At 73.1% G+C, this 23,119-nt stretch carries 25 protein-coding genes; 10 read left to right on the top strand and 15 right to left on the bottom strand.

Going from position 1 to position 23,119, the window contains the following annotated elements:
* Positions 1–98: 98 nt before the first annotated feature.
* Both H5965_RS36680 and H5965_RS36675 read left to right on the top strand, forming a co-directional pair.
* The gene (locus H5965_RS36680) at positions 99–3,134 is read left to right on the top strand and encodes a tetratricopeptide repeat protein (protein ID WP_310975625.1); all 3,036 of its coding nucleotides are present in this window, start codon (positions 99–101) and stop codon (positions 3,132–3,134) included.
* 594 nt (positions 3,135–3,728) lie between these two features.
* A complete protein-coding gene (locus tag H5965_RS36675) occupies positions 3,729–4,019 on the top strand; it encodes a hypothetical protein (protein ID WP_310975624.1) in 291 nt (96 codons plus the stop codon).
* A 13-nt stretch (positions 4,020–4,032) separates the two neighbouring features.
* Here H5965_RS36675 and H5965_RS36670 read toward each other — a convergent pair whose 3' ends face one another.
* A complete protein-coding gene (locus H5965_RS36670; protein ID WP_310975623.1) occupies positions 4,033–4,944 on the bottom strand; it encodes a DUF3800 domain-containing protein in 912 nt (303 codons plus the stop codon).
* 135 nt (positions 4,945–5,079) lie between these two features.
* Between H5965_RS36670 and H5965_RS36665 the strand changes: the two genes are divergently transcribed.
* Positions 5,080–6,600: a hypothetical protein gene (locus H5965_RS36665; RefSeq protein ID WP_310975622.1), complete on the top strand. Its 1,521-nt coding sequence runs from the start codon at positions 5,080–5,082 to the stop codon at positions 6,598–6,600.
* On the opposite strand, the gene H5965_RS36660 is transcribed toward H5965_RS36665, so the two are convergent.
* Genes H5965_RS36660 through H5965_RS36650 form a run of 3 tightly spaced genes read right to left on the bottom strand, consistent with a single transcriptional unit; the run spans position 6,591 to position 8,270 of the window.
* A complete protein-coding gene (locus H5965_RS36660; protein WP_310975621.1) occupies positions 6,591–7,016 on the bottom strand; it encodes a Rieske (2Fe-2S) protein in 426 nt (141 codons plus the stop codon). The genes H5965_RS36665 and H5965_RS36660 overlap by 10 nt on opposite strands.
* A 19-nt stretch (positions 7,017–7,035) precedes the next feature.
* Positions 7,036–7,587 carry a DUF6529 family protein gene (locus tag H5965_RS36655; RefSeq protein ID WP_310975619.1) on the bottom strand — a complete coding sequence of 184 codons (552 nt, stop codon included), beginning with the start codon at positions 7,585–7,587 and terminating at the stop codon, positions 7,036–7,038.
* Complete coding sequence (locus tag H5965_RS36650) at positions 7,587–8,270, bottom strand: hypothetical protein (RefSeq protein ID WP_310975618.1); 684 nt, start codon at positions 8,268–8,270, stop codon at positions 7,587–7,589. Before H5965_RS36650 ends, H5965_RS36655 begins: the two co-directional genes overlap by 1 nt.
* A 122-nt stretch (positions 8,271–8,392) precedes the next feature.
* Here H5965_RS36650 and H5965_RS36645 point away from each other — a divergent pair, with 122 nt between their 5' ends.
* Positions 8,393–9,415, top strand: coding sequence for an alpha/beta hydrolase-fold protein (locus H5965_RS36645; protein WP_310975617.1), 1,023 nt, complete (start codon positions 8,393–8,395; stop codon positions 9,413–9,415).
* The gene (locus tag H5965_RS36640) at positions 9,415–10,281 is read left to right on the top strand and encodes an alpha/beta fold hydrolase (RefSeq protein ID WP_310975616.1); all 867 of its coding nucleotides are present in this window, start codon (positions 9,415–9,417) and stop codon (positions 10,279–10,281) included. Before H5965_RS36645 ends, H5965_RS36640 begins: the two co-directional genes overlap by 1 nt.
* On the opposite strand, the gene H5965_RS36635 is transcribed toward H5965_RS36640, so the two are convergent.
* Complete coding sequence (locus tag H5965_RS36635; protein ID WP_310975615.1) at positions 10,239–10,580, bottom strand: DoxX family protein; 342 nt, start codon at positions 10,578–10,580, stop codon at positions 10,239–10,241. The two genes, H5965_RS36640 and H5965_RS36635, sit on opposite strands and share 43 nt — an antisense overlap.
* 96 nt (positions 10,581–10,676) lie before the next feature.
* Positions 10,677–11,234 carry a TetR/AcrR family transcriptional regulator gene (locus tag H5965_RS36630; protein ID WP_310975614.1) on the bottom strand — a complete coding sequence of 186 codons (558 nt, stop codon included), beginning with the start codon at positions 11,232–11,234 and terminating at the stop codon, positions 10,677–10,679.
* Between the two features lie 68 nt (positions 11,235–11,302).
* On the opposite strand from H5965_RS36630, the gene H5965_RS36625 reads away from it, so the two are divergent.
* Entirely contained in the window at positions 11,303–12,232 is a 930-nt protein-coding gene (locus H5965_RS36625; RefSeq protein ID WP_310975613.1) for an alpha/beta hydrolase, read from the top strand.
* Entirely contained in the window at positions 12,229–13,149 is a 921-nt protein-coding gene (locus tag H5965_RS36620; RefSeq protein ID WP_310975612.1) for a class I SAM-dependent methyltransferase, read from the top strand. The genes H5965_RS36625 and H5965_RS36620 overlap by 4 nt, the downstream gene beginning before the upstream one ends.
* Before the next feature lie 74 nt (positions 13,150–13,223).
* Here H5965_RS36620 and H5965_RS36615 read toward each other — a convergent pair whose 3' ends face one another.
* The 5 genes from H5965_RS36615 to H5965_RS36595 all read right to left on the bottom strand — a co-directional run bounded on the left by H5965_RS36615 (position 13,224) and on the right by H5965_RS36595 (position 15,994).
* Positions 13,224–13,643, bottom strand: a complete 420-nt coding sequence (locus H5965_RS36615) for a DUF6292 family protein (protein WP_310975611.1) — start codon at positions 13,641–13,643, stop codon at positions 13,224–13,226.
* Positions 13,644–13,918: 275 nt separating this feature from the next.
* On the bottom strand, positions 13,919–14,842 hold the full coding sequence (gene ligD / locus H5965_RS36610; protein ID WP_310975610.1) for a non-homologous end-joining DNA ligase: 924 nt from the start codon (positions 14,840–14,842) through the stop codon (positions 13,919–13,921).
* Between the two features lie 9 nt (positions 14,843–14,851).
* Positions 14,852–15,595: a GAF and ANTAR domain-containing protein gene (locus H5965_RS36605; RefSeq protein WP_310975609.1), complete on the bottom strand. Its 744-nt coding sequence runs from the start codon at positions 15,593–15,595 to the stop codon at positions 14,852–14,854.
* A 71-nt stretch (positions 15,596–15,666) separates the two neighbouring features.
* Complete coding sequence (locus tag H5965_RS36600; protein WP_310975608.1) at positions 15,667–15,792, bottom strand: hypothetical protein; 126 nt, start codon at positions 15,790–15,792, stop codon at positions 15,667–15,669.
* Between the two features lie 7 nt (positions 15,793–15,799).
* Positions 15,800–15,994, bottom strand: a complete 195-nt coding sequence (locus H5965_RS36595) for a hypothetical protein (RefSeq protein WP_396136976.1) — start codon at positions 15,992–15,994, stop codon at positions 15,800–15,802.
* Positions 15,995–16,206: 212 nt separating this feature from the next.
* Here H5965_RS36595 and H5965_RS36590 point away from each other — a divergent pair, with 212 nt between their 5' ends.
* Together H5965_RS36590 and H5965_RS36585 are read left to right on the top strand one after the other, a co-directional pair.
* Entirely contained in the window at positions 16,207–16,944 is a 738-nt protein-coding gene (locus tag H5965_RS36590; protein WP_310975607.1) for a GAF and ANTAR domain-containing protein, read from the top strand.
* 4 nt (positions 16,945–16,948) lie between these two features.
* Positions 16,949–18,334 (top strand): SpoIIE family protein phosphatase, encoded by a 1,386-nt coding sequence (locus H5965_RS36585; protein ID WP_310975606.1) that lies wholly within the window; start codon positions 16,949–16,951, stop codon positions 18,332–18,334.
* A gap of 472 nt (positions 18,335–18,806) precedes the next feature.
* Here the strand turns inward: H5965_RS36585 and H5965_RS36580 are convergent, their stop codons facing one another.
* The 3 genes from H5965_RS36580 to H5965_RS36570 form a co-directional block, all read right to left on the bottom strand.
* Positions 18,807–19,202 carry an STAS domain-containing protein gene (locus tag H5965_RS36580; RefSeq protein ID WP_310975604.1) on the bottom strand — a complete coding sequence of 132 codons (396 nt, stop codon included), beginning with the start codon at positions 19,200–19,202 and terminating at the stop codon, positions 18,807–18,809.
* A gap of 101 nt (positions 19,203–19,303) precedes the next feature.
* Positions 19,304–20,080, bottom strand: a complete 777-nt coding sequence (locus H5965_RS36575) for an ANTAR domain-containing protein (protein WP_310975603.1) — start codon at positions 20,078–20,080, stop codon at positions 19,304–19,306.
* A gap of 131 nt (positions 20,081–20,211) precedes the next feature.
* On the bottom strand, positions 20,212–20,427 hold the full coding sequence (locus H5965_RS36570; RefSeq protein WP_396136978.1) for a RecQ family zinc-binding domain-containing protein: 216 nt from the start codon (positions 20,425–20,427) through the stop codon (positions 20,212–20,214).
* 161 nt (positions 20,428–20,588) lie between these two features.
* Here H5965_RS36570 and H5965_RS36565 point away from each other — a divergent pair, with 161 nt between their 5' ends.
* Positions 20,589–21,530, top strand: a complete 942-nt coding sequence (locus tag H5965_RS36565) for a PfkB family carbohydrate kinase (RefSeq protein ID WP_310975602.1) — start codon at positions 20,589–20,591, stop codon at positions 21,528–21,530.
* Between the two features lie 4 nt (positions 21,531–21,534).
* On the opposite strand, the gene ligD (H5965_RS36560) is transcribed toward H5965_RS36565, so the two are convergent.
* Complete coding sequence (ligD, locus tag H5965_RS36560) at positions 21,535–23,109, bottom strand: non-homologous end-joining DNA ligase (protein ID WP_310975601.1); 1,575 nt, start codon at positions 23,107–23,109, stop codon at positions 21,535–21,537.
* Positions 23,110–23,119: the final 10 nt, after the last annotated feature.

Here is a 23,119-nt window from a genome sequence, read left to right as displayed (position 1 = left end):
AGCACTGGTCAGAGCGGTGGCGCGGGCGCGCGGGCGAATGCCAGACTCGGATTCGGCGAGGAGGATCAGCGATCCCGGGAGGGGGGAAAGCTGGCGGGATGGAGATCGCATTCGGAATTCTCGGGCAGACGACCCTGCGAATGCACGGGCAGTTGACCACCGAGTGGGGATCGCTCAAGCTCCGCAGGGTGCTGGCCGCGCTGCTCACCGATCCCGGGGCACGGATGGGAATGGCCACGCTGGCCGAGTGGGTCTGGTCGCTCGACGAGCCGGAACCGAATGATCCGGTGTCCACTTTCCGCACGTACTCCGCGCGCATCGGCAAAGCGATGCGCGAAGCCGGTGTCCCCGGGGCACTCCGCACGATCGACGGCGCACTGCACCTCGAAGTGGAACGGTCCGCGATCGACTATTTCACCTTCGAAAAGCTCATCGAAACGGCCCGGCGGCACAGCAAAGAAGAAAATCACGACGCCGCCTGCGAAGTGGCCACGAGCGCCCTGGCCCTCTGGCGGGGACAGCCGCTCGCGGACTTGACGTCCCAGCCCGCGCAGACCTGGCGGTACGCGGCGGTGCACCACGCCTGGCTCCCGGCGAACCAGTTGCTGCTGGGCGAGCTGATCGCGCTCGGGCACTGCGAAGCCGCACTGCGGAAACTCGACGAGCTCCAGCGAGAACACCGGACCGATCTCGGGCTGGCCCGGCGGCGCCTGCACGTGCTGCGCGAACTCGGCCGGATCGACGACATGGGCGCCTACCACATGTCCGTCCGCAAGCTGCTCGTCGCCGAGGACGATCGCGCCGCGGCCGCCGACCTCCTCGCCTACTACAATTCGCTGCTGCCGAACAGGATTTCCGCGACGGCGCAACGCGGCGCGCGGAGTGCGGCCGAACGGCTGGCCTCGCTGCCCCGCCCCCGGCCCCCGTCGGACTCGGCCTTCACCTTGTTGCCGGCCTTGGCACCCCGCGGCCGGTCGACCCTGCCGCCGCCCGCGGCCGGTTTCGTCGGCCACCACGATCTGCAGAAGACGCTCGACGGCCTGGCCCGCGACGCCGACGGCCGGTTCCGGCCCGGCGTGATCGTCCTGGACGGCTTGGCGGGCATCGGGAAAACCGCGCTGGCGGTGCACTGGGCGCACCGGCAGTACGGCAGGCTGACCGACAACGCGCTGTACCTGGACCTGCACGGCTTCGACGGCGGACGCCCCGTCAAAGCCGAGGACGTGGTCGACGAGCTCCTCGACGCCTTCGACGTTCCCATCGCCCGCCTGCCCACGCCCGCCCGGCGGGCGGCCAAGCTGCGGGAAATCCTTGCGCGGCAACGCACTCTGGTGGTGCTCGACAACGCGGCGAGCTCGGCGCACGTGCTGCCGTTGCTGGTCACCCTGTCTCCGAGCCTGCTGCTCGTCACGAGCCGCCAGGGTCTCACGGCGCTGGCGAGCCGCCACGGGGCGCGGCGCTGTTCGGTGACCCCGCTCAACGAGCTGCACGCGGTCGAGGTCCTGACCAACCGCGTCGGCCCGGGCGGCGCTGCCCAACAGGAACCGCTCACCCGGATTTCCGCGTTGTGCGGCGGCGTTCCCCTGACGCTGCAACTGGTCGCCCACCACATCGAGAGCCGCCGCGGGGCCGCGCTGACGGAGCTCGCCGACGAACTCCGTGACCAGAGCAGGCTGCTGGACATCGGGGACGACGGAGACGACCCGCCGTCGAACATGCGCGCTGCGCTTTCGGTCACCTACAACGCTCTTCCCCGCGAGGCCCGCGACCTGCTCCGGTCGATCGGCCTGTCCCCGGCACCGGAACTGACGCTGCCCGCCGCCGCCGCGCTGGCCGGGCGGCCGGCGAAAGAGGTCCGGCACGCGCTGGACGTCCTCGTCAGCACCCACTTCCTCACCCACACGGGCGCCCCCGGCCGCTACCGGGTGCACGACCTGCTCCGGACGTTCGCCCGCGAACTCGCCGAGGCGGAGGACAAAGCCGAAGCCCGGGAACACGCCGAACGCCGGCTGCTCAGTTACTACTTGCACGCCGGCTTCGACGCCGACCGCCTGCTGTTCCCGTTCCGCCCGCCGGTCCCGATGCTGCCCGCGCTCGACGGCGTTCCCACGGCCGAATTCGCTTCCGAAAGCGCGGCGGCCGCTTGGCTGCTGACGGAGAAGAACAATTTCGACCGCCTCATTCCGTGGGCCGCGCAGCGGAATCACCATGAATACGCCTGGCGGCTCGCCCACCCCCTGTACGGCATTTACCGCAGATATGGTTTCTATAGTGAATTGCGTGATGCGTACAGCGTTTCGGTGAATTCGACCCAAACGGTGGACAACCTCGAGGCCGAGGGCGCTACCCGGAGTGACCTCGGCCTGATTTGCCTCGCACTGGGCGACCGGGACGCGGCGCTGCGGGAACTCCACCTCGCCGCCGCCATCGCGCAGCAGACGGGCGGCGCGGTCTGGATCGCCACGTCCCTCTTGCACCTGGGCACCTTCGAAGCCCACATCGGCAACGCGGACGACGCCGAAGCCATGTACCGGCGCGCCTTGGGCGAACTCCGCGCCACCAGCAACCCCGGCATCGAATCGGCCATCCTGCACCGGCTCGCGGAAACCCTGCGTGAGCGCGACCGGCTCGACGAGGCACTGACCTTGTACCGCCGAGCCCTGGCGCTCAAGCAGGGCATCGGCAACCGCCACGGCGAAGCCGAGATCCTGGCCGAGCTGGCCGCCACGTTGTGCCGGATGGGGAATTACGAGGAAGCTCGGCGACACGGCTTGCCCGCGCTGACGATCATCGAGCAGATCAACGACGTCGAAGCCGGCCCCCGCGCCTGCCTGGTCATGGCCGAGGTCAACCACCGGCAGGCACGCCACGCCGCGGCGATCGGCTACGCGCGCCAAGCGGTGCGGCTGGCCATGCGCAACCACAACGCGGTCGTCGAGGCCGAGGCGCTGCACGTCCTCGGCCACGCGTTGCACGAGACCGGACGACTGGCCGCCGCCGAAGAAGGCTGGCTGGCGGCGACGGCGATTTACCTCGATCTGGGGAACCGCGAACGCGAACTGCACCTCCGGACGGATCTCGCGATCCTCCGGGAAGGCCCGGCGGCGACGGATAAATACTCGCCAGTAATGTGAAACTACCTTCGGGTTCTACCCGAAGGTGGCAATAAGTCGACGTTCCAGAGTGAAGTAATCGTCACTCTTTCGTGTCAGTGAACCTGATAGAAGTGGTCCGCGGAAGCGCCGGGAAACTGAGCGTAGACCCGGCGAAGAGACCGCCGCAGGATTGCTCTAAGGTGGCTCGCGTCAACCGGTGTTGATCACCGGCCACGATCGAGCGAGAGCCCGATTCGAGCCTGTCTATCGAACGAAAAGAAAGTGCACCAATGTACAAACGGTTATTCGCCGGTATCACTCTGGCGTTTGTGCTGCTCTTCGCCGGCCAGGGGTACTGGAACCCCGACCACCGCGTCGGAGTAAGCGCTATCGCGTAATCCGGCGTTACCGACCCGGCGGTGGGACGGCGGCCACGCAGCCCCGTCCCACCGCCGGACCCCCGTCCTGGCTCGTGGACTGCGCCGGGTGCCGAGCGTGCTGGGGGCCTTGCGCAGCGTGCGGGTCACCGTATCCTCGAAGGGGACCGAGGCTTTGCCGGTGGGTCGTGGAGGGGTTGCTGTGCCTGAGCCTGTGCTGGTGTCCGTGGCCGCAGCCGCTGCGGGAAGAGCCGTGGTGGGGTTGTACAACCTGATCAAGGCCAAGTTCGCCGACGACCCCGATGCGTCGGCCGTCCTGACCGCCGCGGAAGGGGCGGCGCAGGACTCCCCTCAGGTGCGTGAGCTGGCCGAAACGCTCGAAGCGAAGCAGGCGGCGGATCCGGCGTTCGGCGAGCAGCTGCGTGCCGAGTGGGAACGGGCCGCGGGCCAGCAGGCCGAGTCCGGCGGTGTGGCCAACCGGATCTCCGGCAGTGTCGGCGGCAACGTCGTGCAGGCGCGCGACATCGGCGGCGACATCAGCTTCTGACGCGTCCGGGCGATCACCCGACGGGCCCGTCCCAGACCGACTCGGCGTCGACGAACGAGCTCAGCAGCGTGGTCAGCACCGGCTCGCCGCGGCCGTGCAGGGCGTCGGAGGCGATCCGGCGGGCCACGCCCGCCAGGAAATCGGCGATCTGGACGCGGGTGTCGGCGCGGGAGTCGACGAACCGCACGTCCGCCAGGCGCGGGCCGAGCGTGGCCTTGAGCTGGAGGACGCGCTCGGCCGTGAGAGCCAGCTGCTCGTCGTGCACCAGGGCGACCGGGGTGCCGTCGGCACTCCAATGACGGACCGTGTGGACCACGGCGGGCACCAGCGGGTCGAGCACCGGCACCACGCCCGGGTCGCCGGCCAGCCGCGCGCGGTAGGCGGCCACGCGCTCGCCGCCGTCGCGGAACCGGGCGACGATCTCGCCGGCCTCGCCCGGGACGTCCGCCAGCGCGCCGACCAGCGCGAAGAACTCCTCCGGCGACGTCGTCACGCCGCGACGGGGGTTCAGCCGCAGCACGCTGGTGAACGCTGTCAGGAAGTACTGCCAGCGGGCGGCGCCGAACGCGGCCGGGCCGGTGCGGTGGAGGGTACGTGCCATCGCCTCCGTGCCGTTCTCGGCCAGCAGGGAGACCGCCGCCCGGACGGCGAAGAACGTCTTGTCCGTCAGGTGCACGTGCCCGCGGCCGGCGAGTGGGCCGTCCGGGGCGAGCAGCCATTCGAGCACCGCGCGGTGCTTGGCGCGCAACAGGTGGTTGGCCTTGTACTCCTCGGCCGGTGAGCCGATGCGGTCACGGATCTCCCGCACGCACGCGGTCGCCTCGGTTCCGGACATCCGGACGCCCGCATGGGCGAAGACGTCGGTCTCGCCCCCGAGCAGGTTCTCGCCCTCCGAACCCGACTCGTCGCAGGCGATCTCGCGCACCCGCCCGATCGTGCCAGAGCGCACCGGGCGCGGGCGATCGGATTACCGGGGCCGCCCGTCACGGTTGGGCCACGGCGGCTAACGGCCGCGGCGGATCCGCTGACTCGCGAAGAGCAGGGGTTCCGGGAGGTGCCGATGGCCACGAACGAACGACCGGCCCGGCTCGCGTTGACGGCGGCCGTGGTCGTCCTCCTGCTGGGTGCCGCCGGGGTCCTGGCGCGGCAACAGTTCTCCGGGACGGCGAAGGCGGACGCGGGCGCGGGCGTCGCCGGGATCGAGGTGGTGGCGCCGGCCGGCACCCGGTTCTCGATGCGTCCGGCGCCGGAGCCCGACGTCGCGGCCCCGCTGACCCGCCGGATCGGCGGCGGCGCGGACCTGAGCTTCGACGGCCGGCCGCCGCAGGTCCGGATCCCGGTGCCCGCCGCGCCGCCGCCGGGGTTCGCGCCCGTCGTCGTCACCGGCAACGGGACGCGGCTCATCCCCGCCACCTACGACGGCGCCACCCGGAGCCTCGTCGCGGAGGTCGCTCGCCCCGGCGGTTTCTGGGGCGGGCTGCTCGACCTCGCCGCGCTGGGCCGCGACACCGAGGCGGCCCCGAAGCCGGACTGCGCCGGGCGCGCCGCGAGTTCCGGCGGGATGACCGTCGACGTCGGCACGCCGGACCCGCGGGCGCCGGTGTGGGTCTGCGTGACCGCCGGGAACGGCCGCGCGAACATCACCCTGACGTCGAATTCGCGGGTGCCGTACCGGATCGTCGGGCCGCCGGGCTGGCCCGAACCGGGCACGCGCACCGCGGCGGCGGGCACGGCCGCCGCGGTCCGGCTCGGCCGCCCGCGGCAGCGCGAGCTGCTCTGGCCCGGCGCGGGCGTGACCTACGACGTCGCCTTCGGCGAGTTGCCGGCGACCCTCCGCGGCCAGGCCGATCCCGGGCCCGCCGTCGGGACGGCGCTCGCCACGGCGGCCCACCGCGCGGCCGTGCTGTTCGGCCTGGCCGGTGGCACCGGGCCGGCGGCCGGGGTGCTGACCTGCGCCGCGGATGCCGGCGCCGCCCGGTACACCGCGGACCGTCCCTTCGCCGAGGTCGCGGCCGAAGTGTGGACGGCGCTCGAGCCGTGTCACCCCGACGGCGGAGACGTCGTGCGCCGGCTCATCGCCGCCGGGATCGGGCCGGTGACCAGCAGTTTCTCCGGGGCGAGCCCCACGTTCGAGGTCCCGGTGACCACCAGCCGCGCGCAGCGGTTCACCCAGACCGTCGATTACCGCCCGCGGGCCGCGACGGCCCGGGCGGCCGGCACCTGCCCGGCGGTGTCGGCGGTGTCCGGCCGTCACGACGCCTACCGCTGCACGGCGGGCGGCACCACGCACGACCCGTGTTTCGCCGGGGCCGGAACGCGGCCGCAGGTCTGGTGCCCGACCTCGGCGACCGAGGCCGTCCTGCTGACCTATTCGGGCACGCTGCCGTCGCCACCCCAGGCCGGCGGGACGACCGGCCCCTTCCTGCTCGTGCTGGAGAACGGCCTGCAGTGCACCGCCGTCGCCGCGCCGGACGTCCGGTACACCTGCTCGGACGGGCGGACCGTGCTGCACGGCGAGCCGGACACGTCGAGTCCGATGTGGACGATCGAGGCCCGGACCATCGCGAAGGCCTACGCCTGAGCCAGGGTGATCCTGCCGCCGGTGACCGTGACCGCCTTCTTCTCCAGGGGCTTCGACGCCGGGCCGGTCACCACCGAACCGTCGGCGATCTTGAACTTGCTGCCGTGGCAGGGGCAGTTGATGGTGCCGTCGGCGACCGCGTCGACCGTGCAGCCCTGGTGGGTGCAGATGGCCGAGAAGGCCGCGAACGTCCCCGCCGCCGGCTGGGTCACCACCACCTGCTTGTCGGCGAAGACCTTGCCGCCGCCGACCGGGACGTCCGCGGCCGCGCCGAGTTCGGTGCCGGCCGGTGCCGGGGCGGCCGATGTCCCGTTCGTGCTGCCGCCGTAGGTGCTGCAGCCGGCCGCCAGCCCGGCGCCGAAGACCGCCAGGGCCGTCCGGCGCGCCAGCACCGGGTCCACGTCGTCGTTGCGCAACGTTCCGTCCTCCGCGGGCTCAGAAGGTCAGGCCGGACTGGGTGAAGAACCACAGCGACGCGCTCAGCCAGAGCCCGACCAGCCCGGTGAAGGCCAGGCCGCCCAGCAGCGGGAGCGACCACGCCGGTGCGCCGTCCTTGCGCAGCAGGAGCATCTTCGCGACGAACACGCCGTAGAAGAAGCACCCGAGCAGGGAATGCAGCAGGACGCGCAGGTCGAACGCCTGGAACCCGAGCGCGTACAGGCAGTGCATCGCGACCGGGATCGACACGAGGAAGGCCAGCCGTCCCGACCACCGGTGCACCGGCGCGACCCACGCGGGCGCGCCGCCGCGGAGCTTCCCGTACATCGCCAGTGCCGAGACGAGCTGGACGAGGGCGAGCACGACGACGACCGTGGCGAGCCACGCCTTCACCGCCTGCGGCCCGGAGAAGCCCGCGACGTTCACCGCGACCCCGGTCGGCGTGTGCAGGCCGCCGTAGACACCGAGCGCCACCGAGACGATCGCGCCGGCCGCCAGCGGCACCACGAACGCGGCCGCGGCGCGGTGACCGGCCACCGGGGCGGCCATCAGAAGTCACCGGTCCCGGCCAGGCCGCTGATCGCCTCGGCGGTCACCGGTGCCCCGTCGACGTCGGCGGTGGCCGCGGCCGGGTCGAGCGGCGGGGCGGCCGAGGGGCCTTCGTCCGTCGTGAGGATGCCGACCTGGGTGCCGTCGGGCTGCACGATCCAGCCGACCTTCGCCGCCTTGCCCTTCACCTTCGGCGTCGCCCGGTAGAGGCCCGCGGGTTTCTTCGCCGTCGGCACCGAGAACCGGTAGGTCTGGCCCGCCGCCGTCACGGTTCCGGTGGCCGAAGTGACGTCGAAGGTGCCCGTGAGGGTCGCGTCCGGGGCACCCTTGAGGTCGAGCTTGCCGTCGACGGTCACGCCCTGGAGCCAGGCTTCGAGCTTCTTGCCGTCGCAGAGGTAGGCGATGGCGTGGCCGTCGCGCGCCGAGACCGCGATCGACGCGCCGCCGCCGGTCACCTTCCCGGCGTAGTCCGCTCGCGCGGGCACGTCGGCCTTCGGCGATTCGGATGGCGGCGCCGTCGTCACGTGCGGCGGCGCGGTCGTCGTGGTGCTCGCGCCACCCACGGCGTTCGCGGACCCGGCGACCGTCGGCGCGCCGGTCCCGGCCGCCAGGTTGGCGATGCCGATCCCGCCGGCGAGCAGCACCCCGCCGAGCAGTGTGAACAACGGCCCCGGATGTCTCATGGTCTTCCCCGCTTCTCCCGGTCCACCACCGTGTCCGCAACACGGACCTCGGGCCGAAACGGCTCAACGCTACGCGTCGAAAAGAGGTAATGCTTAGCCCGTGCACGTGGTTGACTGGCCGCATGCTCCCCTGGGACGGCGAACTCGCCGGACGGCTCGACCGGCACACCGTGACGTCCGCGTTGCTGCGCGGCAATCCCCTCGGCGACCCGCACGAGCGGCCGCTGTGGGTGTACGTCCCGCCCGGCTACGACGACGGCGACGAGCGGTACCCGGCGGTGTACGTCATCCAGGGCTACACCGGGCACCTGACCATGTGGGCCAACCGGACCCCGTTCCGCCAGCCGTTCGTGGAGACGGCCGACGCCGTCTTCGCCGGCGGCGCGCCGGGCTGCATCGTGGTGTACGTCGACGCGTGGACCGCCTACGGCGGCTCGCAGTTCGTCGATTCGCCGGGCACCGGTCGCTACCACTCGTACCTGTGCGACGAGGTCGTGCCGTGGGTCGACGAGCACTACCGGACGCTGCCCGGCCGCGAATCCCGCGCCATCGCGGGCAAGTCGTCGGGCGGGTTCGGCGCGATGATCACGCCGATGCTGCGGCCGGACCTGTTCGGCGCGCTGGCGACGCACGCGGGCGACTCGCTCTACGAACTGTGTTACGTCCCCGACTTCGGCAAGGCGGTCCGCGCGCTGCGCGGGTACGGCCAGGACATCCAGGCGTGGTGGGCGGATTTCCGCGGCCAGCCGGCGTTCACCCGGCCGGAAGACGCGGTCCTGCTGACCGTGCTCGGCGTTTCGGCGTGCTTCTCGGCGCGCGAGGACGGGACGCCGGAGCTGCCCTTCGACCCGCTGACCGGAGCACTGCGGCCGGAGCAGTGGCGGCGCTGGCTGGACTGGGACCCGGTCCGGATGGTGGCCGGCCGCGCGGAGGCGGTCCGCTCCCTGCGCGCGGTGTGGATCGACGCGGGCACGAGCGACGAGTACTTCCTCGACATCGGCGCGGAGGCGTTCCGGGCGGAGGTGGCCGCGGCCGGCCTGCCGGACGACCGGGTGCACTTCGAGCTGTTCGACGCCGGCCACGGCGGGATCGACTACCGGTACCCGCTTTCGCTGGCCTGGCTGGCGGAACGGCTGGCCCGGTGATGGTCACCGAGACCGAACTCGTCCTGGCCGGCGGGCGCACCCTGCACGTCCACGACACCGGCGGCCCAGCGCGGCTCACCGTCTTCTGGCACCACGGCACCCCCAACACCGGCGCTCCGCCCGGGCCGTTGCTGCCGCTCGCCCGGCAGCTCGGCGTCCGGTTCGTTTCCTACGACCGGCCCGGCTACCGCACCTCCACGCCCGTCCCGGAGAGGACCGTCGGGAACGCCGCCGAGTGCGTCGAAGCCGTGGCCGAGGCGCTCGGGATCGGCGAGTTCGCCCTCATGGGGCACTCCGGTGGCAGCTCGCACGCCCTCGCCTGCGCCGCCCTGCTGCCGGACCGGGTGCTCGCCGTCGCGAGCATGGCCGCCGTCGCGCCCTTCGACGCCGACGGGCTCGACTGGTTCGGGGGCATGGCCGCGGCCAGTGCCGCGTCGCTGCGGGCCGCCGGCGAAGGCCGGGCCGCCAAGGAAAAGCACGAAGCCGCCGCGGAATTCGATCCCGACGTCTTCACCGCCGAAGACTTCGCCGTGCTCCACGGGTCCTGGTCGTGGCTGGACGAGGTGGTCCGCGCGGCGCTCGCCCACGGGCCCGGCGGGCTGATCGACGACGACCTCGCCTACGTCCGGCCGTGGGGCGCCGATCCCGCGCGGATCACCGCGCCCGTCCTGCTCCTGCACGGCGAGCAGGACCGGATGATCCCCGCCACGCACGGCGCGTGGCTCGCCGGGCGGTGCCCGCACGCCGAGTACCGGCCCGTGCCCGGCGCGGGCCACCTGTCCGTGCTGCGCCACGCCGCCGACGCCCTTACCTGGCTCGCCGATCACGGCAGCAGGGCCACCGAAACGACCACCGGCACCAGGTAGAGCAGCGGGAACGCCAGGTGCGCGTACGACCGCGCCCGGGCGACGGTGATCAGCGCGCCGGTGAAGTACAGGACCAGGCCGATCGCCGCCGCGATGCCGATCGGCGTCCAGAAGAGCCCGGCGAGCAGGCCCGCCGCGCCGGCCGCCTTGGCCGTGCCCAGCAGGTTCCACCACGACCGGGGCACGCCGTACTCGGTGATCGGCTCGACGACCCACTTCGCGCGGGCGAACATCGAGACGGCCGAGAAGCCGACCCAGGCCGCGGCGGCGATGGTGACGATCAGGTGAGCGGTGTGCATCGGGACTCCTCGGGGTTCGCGGCCCCGCCGTCGGGGTCCGTCACCCCCACGACTCCGCGGCCCGATCCGATGTGACAGCCCGGCGCGTGACGGCCGTCACTGCCGCCGGAAGTGCGCCACGACCATCTCGACCAGCGCGTCGACGTCGGCGTCGACCATCGGCTCGCCGGTCATGCCCATCCGGTGCAGCAAGGCGCCGACCACGACGTCGACGAAGAACAGCACCCGGTGCTCCGGTTCGCCGAGTGCGTCCTCGAGCGCGAGCCGGTAGGGGTCCTGCAGCCGTGACGACAGCACCACGCGCAGCGCCGGATCGCTGACGGCGTCGCTGAACACGCCGGCGAACGCGTCGCCCACCCCGGGTTCGCCGATCTTCGCCGCCGCCCAGCGGATGACCGCGGTCAGCAGCTCCGCCCGGCTCCCCCCGGCCAGCGGCGCCGGACCGAACGCGTCCAGGAGACAGTCCACGATCAGCTCGCCCTTGGACGGCCAGCGCCGGTAGATCGTCGTCTTGGCGACGCCGGCTGCCGCCGCGATGCGTTCGACGGTCGCGCGGGCGTAGCCGAGCTCGGCGACCGTGGTCAGCGTCGCGGCGAACACCACGTCGTGGAGGCCGGCGCGGGGCCGGCCCGGCGGCCGGGCGGAAGACGTCATGGCGGGAGCCTACCGGTTTTCGCTACCGTAGGTTTCGATACCTGGGGTGTCGAAACCAAGGAGCGATCATGACCGTGCAGCGTCCACCCGAGCCGGACTGGCTCGCGATGACCACCGAGGAACTGCTCGCCTACCGCGAGGCGGAGAACCGCTTCCGGGCGTCCGCCGCCGCGCGGGCGATCACCGGGGAACCGCACCCGGACACCGTGATCGAGTGGCGCGACCTGCCGCTGCCCGGCCGTGACCTGCCGGTCCGGGTGTACCGGCCGGCCGCGGACGACGGTGTCGCGCTACCCCTGGTCGTCCACGTCCACGGCGGCGGGTTCGTCGGCACGGCGGTGCAGAGCGACTGGGTCAACAGCGTGCTGGCTGCCCGGCTGCCCGCGGTCGTCGTCTCGGTCGAACACCGGCTCGTCGCCCCGGACCACCCGCTCCCGGACGCCGTCGACGACGGCTGGGACGCGCTCCGGCACCTCATGCGGGAGGCCGGGGCCTGGGGCATCGACCCGGCACGGGTCGCCGTCTTCGGTGAAAGCTGCGGCGGGCTGATCAGCGCGGTGGCCGCGATCCGGGCCCGGGAGGCCGGGCTGCCCCTGCGAGCCCAGGTGCTCGTCAACCCGGCGCTCGACGCGACCGAGGCGATGTTCGAGTATCCGTCGGTCGCCGAGTACGCCGAGACGCCCACCCTCTCGGTGCCGGTGCTGCGGCTGTTCCAGCGGCTCGCCGTCCCGCCGGGTACCGACGCGGTGTCCCCGATGCAGGCCGAGCTGGGTGACCTGGCTCCGGCGCTCGTGGTGGTCCCGACGCACGACCCGCTGGCCGATCACGGCCGCCGGTACGCCGAGCGTCTCGAGAAGGCGGGCACGACGGTCCGGCTGTCCGAGTACGCCGGCGCCGGGCACGCCTTCCTCAGCATGCCGGGCCTGGTGCCGCAGGCGGAGGCCGCGGCGGAGGAGATCCTCGGCTTCCTCCGGACGTCCTTCGCGGACCCGGCATGACCGCGGCACCGATCGACGGCGCGACCCTGGACGGGGTGGCGGCCACCTGCCTGTGGACGCTGCGCAACCGCGCCGAGGAGTCGCGGCACCCGGGCTCGGCGTTCGCCGACCCGCTGGCCGAACGCCTCCAGCGCCGGATCTCCTACGACTACGCGCGGTTCGGCAAGCCGGACCAGATCCACCCGCTGCGCGCGGTCGCCCTGGACTTCGCGATCCGCTCCTACCTGGACCGGCATCCCGGCGCCACGGTGGTCGCGCTCGGCGAGGGCCTGCAGACCACCTACTGGCGCCTGGGGCGGCCCGAGGTCGACTGGCTTTCGGTGGACCTGCCGCCGGTGGCCGACCTGCGCCGGCGCCTGCTCCCGCCCGAACCGCGGATGACCGTGCTCGGCACCTCGGCCCTGGACCGCTCCTGGCTGGACGTCCCCGACCCGGCGCGCGGCGTGTTCATCTCGGCCGAGGGTCTGTTCATGTACCTCGAGCGCGCGGAGGTGTTCGCGCTCATCACCGAATGCGCCGCGCGGTTCCCCGGCGGGCAGCTGTTCTTCGACTCGATCCCGCCGTGGCTCAGCCGGCGGACGGTGCGCGGCGGGCGGGATTCGCGGCGGGGCGGGCGGATTTCGCGGCGGGGCCCGCGGGGGCGCCCCCCGTTTTCCACTCTACCGGCCGGCACCGACAATTCCGGTCTGCGGCTGTCGGACCGCTACACCGTCCCGCCGATGCCGTTCGGGCTGACCGTGTCCGAAGCGGCCCGGCTGCCCGGCCGGATCCCCGGCGTGGCCTCCGTCGAAGACTTGCAGCCGCCGCCCGGGCGCCGGGCTTGGCGGCCGGGCACCCTGCGGAAGCTCGCGAACCTGCCCGGCTTGCGCGATCTGCGCCCGTCGATCAGCCTGGTGAGCTTCGCCGAGCCCGGGTGAGGACGCGGCCGGTCGTGAGCGGTGACCCGGGACCGGCGTCACCGCTCACGACCGACAACGTCCATTGTGGAGTGTCAGCGGGCCGGCAGCAGCGGCAGGAGCTCCTGGTGGCGGCCCGCCCGGCGCAGCACGGGCGAGCCGGGGCCGGCCGGGTCCCGGGCGCCGGCCCGCATGGAGATCAGGAAGCGCACGACTTCGTGCGGCTGCGGCAGGATGTCTTCGCCGCCGAGGTAGGACAGGACGATCATCTCCTCGCCGCACGCCGCCTCGACCGCGACCGCCCAGCCGTGCACCTCGTCCCACAGCAGCGCCACGTCGCGCTCGGGGAACCGGCGCAGCCGCCAGTCCACCGCCAGGTACGCCGACACCGGGACGTCGACGTCCACGGTGCAGGATTCCAGGCCGAAGCCGAGCGCGCGGGCCACCTCCCCCAGATACGCGCGCAGCCCGCGCTGGAACCAGAATTCGAGATCGGTGTCGATCAGGCCGGACACCCGTTTCCTTTCGCCACGTTCGACAAGACCGGCAACGGCCGCCACGTCATTGTCTTTCGCCACCGCGACGGCTGCCGCGCTTCGTGCGTAGACCGTACCGACTTCGCGGAGTTCGGCCCACCACCGGACATCCGTCCTGGCGGTTCGTGCAGCGACACGCCCGTCTGCACGTGCAAGACTCCACTGTGGACGATCAAATCCGCAGGTGAAGACGTTTTCCGCAATTCTCGGAAAACCTCCCGGGTACCCCAGGAGGAATGGTGGCCGCCGAAAGTTCAGCCGAACGCAGGAATCGGGACCCGGGTGCGCTCCAGATCCGCGAACAGATCTCCGAGGTCCTCGACGCGCGCCAGGACTTCGCCCGCGGTGAACCTCAGGTGCGTGACGTGCCGGCAGGAGCGCACCTCGTCCCAGGTGACCGGCGTCGACGCGGTCGGCTCGTCGCGCCCGCGCAGCGAGTACGGCGCCACCGTGGTCTTGAACGGGTTGTTCTGGCTCCAGTCGATGAAGACCTTGCCCGGGCGCAGGTTCTTCGCCATCCGCGCCACGACGAGGTCCGGCGTCTCGGCCGCGAGCCGCTCGGCCAGCGCTTTCGCGTACCGCGACGGCTCACCGGCGTCGGCCGTCACGATGCCCGCGTACAGCTGCATGCCCTTGGAGCCGCTCGTCTTCGCCACCGGGGTCAGGCCGTCGCCGACGAGGACGTCGTAGAGGCGCTCGGCGACCCGGCAGCAGTCGACGACCGTCGCGCCGGGACCCGGGTCGAGGTCGAACACCAGCCGGTCCGGGGTGCCGCGCTCGTCGTGGCGGGGCCCGACGGTCCACTGGTGGACGTGCAGTTCCAGCGCGGCGAGGTTGGCCGCCCACACGAGCTCGGGCAGGTCGTCGATCAGCGGGTAGGTGACGATCTCGGGGTCCTTGCTCCGGCCGCCGACGGTCAGGCGCGCGGTGCGGACCCAGTCCGGGGCGTGCCGGGGGACGTTCTTCTCGAAGAAGGAGTCACCGGTGACACCGTCGGGGAACCGCACGAACGTCATCGCCCGGTCGCGGATGTGCGGCAGCAGCACCGGCGCGATCCGCGTGTAGTAGTCGAGCACCTCGCCCTTGGTGAAGCCGGTGCGCGGGTAGAGCACCTTCTCGAGGTTCGAAAGCGTCAGCTGCCGCTCGCCGACCCGCACCGTGATCCGGCTCCCCGCCACGGGCCCACCCTACCGCGGCGGAACGTGCCCGGAGACGACCCGCTCGACGAACCGCTCGGCGACCTCGCGCAGTTTGATGTTCTCCCGCTGCGATTGCTCCACCAGCATCCCGAAGGCGTCCTCGGCGCCGACCTGGCGGATCGCCATCAGCATGCCCTTGGCCTGGTCGATGACCGCGCGGGAGGTCAGCGCGGTCCGCAGGTGCTCGGCCGTTTCCCGGGCGTGCAGGTACCGGTGGTAGACGCGGAGGATCGCCTCCACCGCGGCCGTGTAGAGCTCGAGCAGCTGCGCTTCGACCTCCTCGAAGCCGTCGTCCTGCCGTCCGTAGCAGTTGACCGCACCGGAGAACTGCTCGTCGGCCACCAGCGGCGCGGCGAGGAAGCTCCCGAAGCCCGCCTCCCGGGCACCGCGGGCGAAGTCCGGCCAGGTTTCGAGCGCGTCGGACACCGTGGTGCGGACGATCTTGCCGCTCCGCATCGCCTCCAGGCAGGGGCCGTCGCCGAACCGGTACTGCTCGCCGTCGAGCTCGTCGAGCACGGCGCTGGTGGCGGTCGCGGTGTGCGGTACCTCTCCGGTGACCAGGGTGACCGACGCCTCGTCGACGCCGGGGAGGGCGTGGCGCACCTGCAGGCACACGTGCTGCAGCAGGATCCGGAAGTCGTCTTCCTCCCGCAGCACCGCGCTGAGGGCTTCCAGCGCCCCGGTGACCTCGTCGAACAACGGCGCCGCCGGTGCGGTCTCCGGCCGTTCCATGGGTGCTCCTCCCGCTCGGCACGCGAAGTGCCCCGGGGTACCCACTTCGCCGCCGATCCATGTCCGCCGGGTCAGCGCGCGTGGCCGTCGTCCTCTTCCCCGCCGAGCAGCGCCCGCCGCGGCGGCTCGCGCCAGGCGTCCCGCTCGAGGTCGAAGGCACCGGAGTCCGTGCCGAACTCCCAGGAGGACCAGCTCATCCCGAGCTTAGTGGATCGTGGCGATCAGGCTGCCGTCGTCGGGCACGGCGAGCGCCTCCGCCAGCACGGTGGCGATCTGCCGCCAGAGCGCGAGGAAGCGCGGCACGTGCTCGTCCGGTGCTTCACAGAGCTCGTGGTAGTGGTGGACGTTCACCACCACCTCCAGGCCGCGGTCGAGCGCCGCGCCGACACGCGCGTCCACCCGGGCCGAGAACGCCGGATCGAATCGCGTACGGCGGCTCGGCCCCGGCGTATGCCGACCACCGCACCGGCAGGCGGATCGTGTCGAAGCCGGCCTCGGCGACCTCGTCGAAGTACCGCTCGGCGAGCGGCAGCTCCGGACCGTGCCAACCTACCGGCACCACGGACTTTCCGGAGGGTTTACCGGTGACCCCGGATTGGTAATCACCGGCCATGTCGTCGGAACAGGCCTCGCCGGGCGGGCTGCCGCTGGACGGTGAGCTGGCCGCGGTCGCCGCCCGGGTGTCCGGGCTGCTGCTGTCGCGCGAAACCGTGGATTCGGTGCTGGAGCTGATCGTTTCACTGGCAGACACGACGATCACCGCGGCCGCCGGCGTGGGGGTCACCCTCGTCGACGCCGAGGGTGGCTTCGTCACGACGAGCGCGTCGGGTCCGCTGGTGCGGGAGGCCGACGCCCTGCAGTACGAACTCGGCGAAGGCCCCTGCATGGCCGCGCTGGCCGGGTGTTCGCCGCAGCGGATCGACGACGTCGCCACCGAACGGCGGTGGCGCCGGTGGTGCGCCGCGGTCGCCGGCTCGGGGCTGCGGTCGGTCGTCACCGCCCCGATGGTCACCGACGACGGCTGTCACGGCGCCATCAAGATCTACGCGACGGCGCCGGCCGCCTTCGGGCCCGTCGACGAGCGGGCGCTGGTGTCCTTCGCCGACCGGGCCGCCGTGCTCGTCGCCAACGCCCGGGCCTACGAGCGGGCCGGCCGGTTGAGCGAGCGGTTCAAGGACACGCTGCGCGACCGCGACCGGATCGCCATGGCGAAGGGCTTCCTGATGGGCCGCGACGGCCTCGGCGAGGAAGCCGCCTTCGACCGGCTGCTCTCGTTGGCCCGCACCCACGGCGGCAGCCCCGCCGAGGCTGCTGCCCGCCTCGTCGGCCCGGTGCCGCGGGAAGGCTGAGCGCATGCGTTTCCTGCCCGAGGAGGAACAGCAGCGGCTGATCGCCTCCTGCTTCGCCCGGAGCGACCTGACGCTGGAACAGCTGTGGATGCGGTACTTCGCGCTCGGCGGCAGCCTGAGCCTGCTGGAGCTGGACGCCTACCTCAACGGGCTGGTCACGCTCCCCCGCGTCGACCGCGACATGGTCGCCCACGCCGTCAACGAGCGGCTCGACGAGGTGACCGGCCCGGCCCGCGCGCCCTACAGCCACTCGGTCCAGGACGCGAAACCGTTGCACGGTCCGCTGAAGGCCCTCGTCGACCTCCTCGAGGGCGCACACCGCGCACCGCCGGAGCGGCTCCCGGCGATCGTCGCCGAGGCGGGTCGCTCGCTCGACCTGACGATCGGGGTCTACCTGGCCGACTACGACCAACGCACGCTCGTGCCGCTGCAGCCGGGCGCCGCGGAGCTCGACATCGAGAGCACGCTCGCCGGCGACGTGTTCCGCCGCGCCGGGACCACGGTGACCCGCGACGGGACACTGTGGACGGTGCTGCTCGACGGCGTCGAGCGGCTCGGGGTCCTCGAGATCGTCCCGGCCGGCGACCCGGACGACCCGGCGCTGCGGGAGCAGTGCCGCTGGCTGGCCGCGCTGCTCGGGCACCTCGTCACCATCACGACCCAGTACGGCGACGGCCTGGACCGCCGTCGCCGGCGCGCGCGCCGCACCTCCCCCGCCGAACTGCTGTGGCAGAGCCTGCCACCGCTGACCGCAGCGACCGGCAACGTGGTCGTCGGGGTGAGCGTCCAGCCGGCGTACGACCTCTGCGGAACGGTGTTCGACTACGCGCTTTCGGAGGAGCGGGCGCAGCTGGCGATGTTCGACGCGGGCGCGCGCACCCGCGACGCGAACACGGCCGTCGTGACCGCCCTCGCCGCCTACCACGCCGCCCGCCACGGCGGAGCTTCCCTCGCCGAGCAGTTCGCCGCGGTCGGCGCGGAGCTCGACGGCCTGCCGCCTGTCGGCGGGGTGCTCGCCGAACTGGAGCTGAAGACGGGCGTTCTGCGCCTGCTGCACGCCGGGCCGCCGGCAACCGTGATCGTCCGCGACGGTTCGGTACGCCCGGTCACCGGGCCTGTCGCGCCGCGGTTCGCCGAGTGCGGGGAGGTCACGGAACTGCGGCTCGAACCGGGCGACCTGCTCGCGCTGTGCTCCCGCGGCGTCGCCGAGACGGCGGACGGCACCGGGGAGCCGTTCGGCCGCGACCGGATCGCGGGACGGCTCGGCCGGGACGCCGGGGAGCTACCGCCGGAGATCGCCCGCCGGCTGACCCGCGCGGTCTTCGCTCATGGGGGTGGCGAGTTCCGGCAGGACGCCGGGGTGCTGGTCGCTCGGTGGATTTCGCGCTGAGACCGGGTGGGCCGGAGGCCGTCGCCGCGGAACGCACGGCAGCCGGCCGTCTGCGGCTGCCGGTGGGCGGCCCGGAAGCCGCACCCGACCCGCGCACGGCCGCCGCTAGTAGGCCGGAGGCCGCCAGTAGGCCGGAGGCCGCCAGTAGGCCGGAGGCCGCCGGTGGGCCGCGGCCAACGCAGCGCACGGCCGCGGGCCGCCCGGAAGCCGCCGCGAGCAGGCTTCGGAGCCGCCGCCAGCGCAGCGCACCGCGGCCGACCGCCCGACGGCCGCCGCCGGTGGACCACCCGCGGCCGCGGCCAGTCCCCCGCACAGCCGCCAGCCGCCCGGAAGCCACAGCCAGCAGGCCTCCCGGGAGACCGCCGTCGGCGCAGCGCGCAGCAGACACCCGGCCCAGCGCACAGCAGCCGGCGCCACCAGGCCTCACAGAGGCCACCGCCAGCGCAGCGCACAGCGACCTCGGCCCGCGGGCTCAGCAGGCGGTGTCGTGGACCTCGGCCGCCAGCAGCTCGCGCAGGGCGTCCGACAAGGATGCGAACATCGGCACCACCGCGGCCAGACCGGTGATCCGGAACAACCGGGCCAGTGTCCGGCTGTTCGCCACCACGCCGAACCGTCGTCCCGCTGCGCCGGCCCGCTCGGCCGCGGCCGCCAAGGCTCGTGCTCCGGCCAAGCCGACGAAGGCCACCTGCGTGAGGTCCACCACGGTTGTCCCCGGTGGGGCCGCTCGCAGCTCGCGCTCGAGGATCGGCAGGGTCAGCGCGTCGATTTCGCCGGTGAGGGTGAGCACCAGGAAACCGGGGCGGTACTCCGTCCGGCGCGCGACCAGGGGCGCGGACCGGGTGGGGACCGGAATGGCGGGGGACACGGGTTCGGTTGGCCTTCCGCGCCGGCCGGGGCCGGCGACGCAGTGACGTGATCAAGGACGGGATCTTGATACCCAAACGCCCGTTCCGGAAACGCTCTCTTTCACGGCGAGACGCTCGTGAAGGCCGACCAGAGCCGTTCCGCGGCGTGGTGGGCCGGGGCGCCCGGCCGGATCTCGCGGAGGCCTTCCGCGGGGGCCGTCACCTGGCCGCCGAGGTGCTCGACGAGGGCGACGGCCAGTTCGCGGACCTTGACGTTGAACTCCTGGCTGGCCCGCCGCAGCGTCTGCCAGGCCTCCTCCGGCGGGCACCGCCGGACCGCCATGATCGCGCCCTTCGCCTGCTCGATGGCGGCGCGGGAGGCCAGGAGGTCCAGCATCTGGTCGGGGTCGCCCGCGGTGGCGGTCTCGGCGACCACCAGCGTCATCTCGGTGAGCTTCGCGTACCGCCGCAGGACGGCCAGAGTCTCGTCGCCCGGCGCCCGGTCGAGCGTCACCGACAGCACGAACGCCCCGTCCTCGTCCCAGAACCCCGGCAGCGCGGCGGCACCGCGGATCGCACCGGTCGCCCGGCCGCCGTCGAACACGGTCTCGCGGGTCAGCTCGGGCCAGCGCTCGTCGCCGAAGAGGCGGTCGGTGGTGACCGGCTCGCCGGTGGCGTGCGCGAGCGGGACCGGCCCGCCGTGCGCCAGCTGGGCGGGGATCAACTGCTCGGCGACGCCCGCGGTGGCCAGCACCCGCAGCGGCCGGTCGCCGCGGGTCACGGTCAGGCCGGCACCGAGCCAGCCGGGCAGCTCGCCGGCGATGCGCTCGAGCAGCGCCTGCAGCAATTCGGCCAGCGGTCTCCAGCGATCCGCCGCGTTCATCAGTGTCTCGGTCACCCGATCCCTCCCACCGGTGGTGCTCCCCTTGATTTACCGCAAGCCGCGGAAGTCCGCCTCCGACGCGGCCGGGATTTGTGGGACCGGCCACGCGGAAAGGGGAATCGGCACGGCCGTCCGGGGTAACCCGATCACCCGGCTGCGCTCAGCAACGATCGAAGAGTTCCTCCTCCCGCACCACGGACGACGTGTTCCGCGCGGAACTCGCCTGCCTGCGGCGGATCCTCGGCCGTGGCACCGGCTTCACAGGTGTCACAGTTGCCGCACGGCGTCGCCGGTTCCTCGCCGAAGTACCCGAGCAGGCACCGGCGGCGGCAGCCGGTCGTTTCCGCGTGCGCGCGCAGCATCTCCACCCGCGAGCTCGCCCACCTTCCCGTTGCTCATGGCGGCAGGGCTACCCCGGACGGCGCCGGGCAACCCCCGACCCGAACGAGCGGTTTACCCGGCGGTGCGCCCGGGGTAGCCGAACGGTGATCCGAGGAGGCGCCATGACCCACCGGTGGTCCCGATGATGTTCAGCGAAGTCGTCGTCGCCGGGCAGATCGCCCGTGACCTGGTGATCGAGGTGCCCGACGCGCCCGATGCGGACGCGTCGGCGCCCGTGAAGCACCGGCAGGAGCTGCTCGGCGGCAAAGGCGCGAACCAGGCCGTGGCGCTGGGCCAGCTCGGGATGTCGGTGTCGCTGGTCGGCGTCGTCGGCCGCGACCGCACCGGGGACGCGCTGCTGGCCCAGGCCCGGGCCGACCGGATCGGCACCTCGCACGTGATCCGCCGTCCGGGCACCGAGACGGCGTTGCTGATCGACGTCGTCGACGACCACGGCCGCCGCCGCTACCTCGAGCACGTGCCGGAGGGGACGCTGCTGACCGAGAACGACGTCTTCGCCGCGTCCGCCCCGATCTCGGCCGCCGCCTCGCTCATCGTGCAGCTGCAGCAGCCCGCGCCGGTGGCCCTGCTGGCGGCGCGGCTGGCGCACACCGCGGGCACCCGGGTCGTGCTCGACGGGGCGCCGGAGTCCGACGCGCTGACGGCGGACCTGCTCGCCCTCGCCGACGTCGTGCGCGCCGACGGCCACGAAGCCGAGCTCCTCACCGGGCAGGTGGTGGACGACGTCACCGCGGCCGCCCGCGCGGCGGCGGAACTCCGGCGGCGGGGGCCGTCACTGGTCGTGCTGGAGGTGTCCGGGCAGGGCAACCTGTTCGCCGGCCCGGAGGGCACGTGGTTCGTCCCGGACGTCGAGACCGACGTCGTCGACCCGACGGGCGCCGGGGACGCGCTGGTCGCCACGCTGACCGCGGCGCTCACCCGCCGCCGCCCCCTGGAGACGGCGGCGACCCTGGCGGTGGCCGCCGCCGCGGCGACGACCGGGCACGCGGGCGGGCGGCCGCACCTGTCGCGGGCCGAGCTCGACCGGCTGCAGCCGCGGGAACTGGAGACCGTCCGGGCTTGACGCCCTAAAGGCCCGGCAGCCTCTGCTGGAGCCCCAAGAGCACCGAAAACGGGTCGCCACGCTCGGCCAAGCGGGCCGGGACGTCCCGGATCGTCCAGCGGTCCGGCGCGAGGTCCGGGTCGTCCAGCTCGTCCCACTCCAGCGGGACCGAGACCGGCGCACCCGGCCGCGGGCGGACGCTGTAGGGCGCGACCAGCGTCTTGTTCAGCACGTTCTGCGTGTAATCGAGCCGGGCGCGGCCGCGGCGCTTGTCCTTCGTCCAGGCCCAGCTGACCAGGTCCGGCAGCACGCGGCCGATCGTGCGGGACACCGTCTCGGCCCAGCTGCGGGTCTGCTCGAACGTGCAGTGCGGGGCGATCGGCACCCAGACCTGGATGCCGCGCTGCCCGGTCACCTTGGGCCGGCCGGTGAGGCCGAGGTGCTCGAGCGCCGTGCGGTGCAGCCGCGCCAGCTCCAGGACCTCCTCGAAGGTCGTCTCCGGGCCCGGGTCGATGTCGAACAGCACCCACGTCGGGTGGTCGACGTCGGCGGCGCGGGACGTCCAGGCGTGCAGCTCCAGGGCGCCGTAGTTCGCCAGCCACGCCAAGGTGGCGACGCTGTCCGCGACGACGTACCGCTGGCTCTCCCCCGGATCCGCGCGTTCGTTGCGCCAGGTCGTCAGCCAGTCGGGCGCGTGCTGCGGGACTTCCTTCTGCCAGAACCCCGGTTCGGTGACGCCCTGCGGGAACCGGTGGGTGTTGAGCGGGCGGCCGGCCAGGTACGGCAGCATCGCCGGCCCGACCGTGGCGTAGTACCGGATCAGGTCCCGCTTGGTGACCCCGCCCCGCGGCCCGGGGAAGAGCACCTTGTCCAGGTTGGTCAGGGCGAGCTCGCGGCCCGCCACCGACCACCGGCCCTTGACGCCCAGGGCGTCCAGGGCGGCCAGCTCGTCCTCGGTCGGGGCCTGCCAGCCGCCGACGGCCTCCTCGGCCTCCGCGGCCGGGCGGTCGCCGTGCCACAGGGCGTCGGGGGCGGCCGCGACTTCGTCGTTGGTGCGGCCGCTCTTCACCGAGCGCGGGTGGTCTTCGGCGTCCCAGCCGGGCTGCGCGTGCTCGTCCTGCTTGTGCAGGAGGAACCACTGGTCCTTCTCCCCGCGGCTGGTGCGGACCAGCACGAACCGCCCGGCCAGCTTCTCGCCTTCGAGGTCGAAGTGCAGCGTCCCGGCCTCGATCGCGCCCGCCGGATCGGCTTCGACCGGCCGCCAGACGCCACGGTCCCACACGATGACGTCCCCGCCGCCGTATTCGCCGCGCGGGATGACGCCCTCGAACCCGGCGTATTCGATCGGGTGATCTTCGACGTGCACGGCCAGCCGGCGGGCCTTGGGGTCCAGCGTCGGACCCTTCGGCACCGCCCAGCTGACCAGCACACCGTCGAGCTCCAGGCGGAAGTCGTAGTGCAGCCGGCGCGCCCGGTGCCGCTGCACCACGAACCGGTGGCCGTCCGGGCCGGCCGCGGCCCCGCCGGCCGGTTCCGCGGTCCGGTCGAAGTCGCGCATCTCCTGGTAGCGCCGCAGTTTGCGGGCCGGGTCTGCTGCCATGCCCCGGGAG

This window comes from Amycolatopsis sp. 505, from assembly GCF_031625235.1.
Lineage (GTDB): Bacteria > Actinomycetota > Actinomycetes > Mycobacteriales > Pseudonocardiaceae > Amycolatopsis.
Note: the sequence above shows the minus strand (reverse complement) of the source record. Positions and strands in the feature narration are given on the sequence as shown.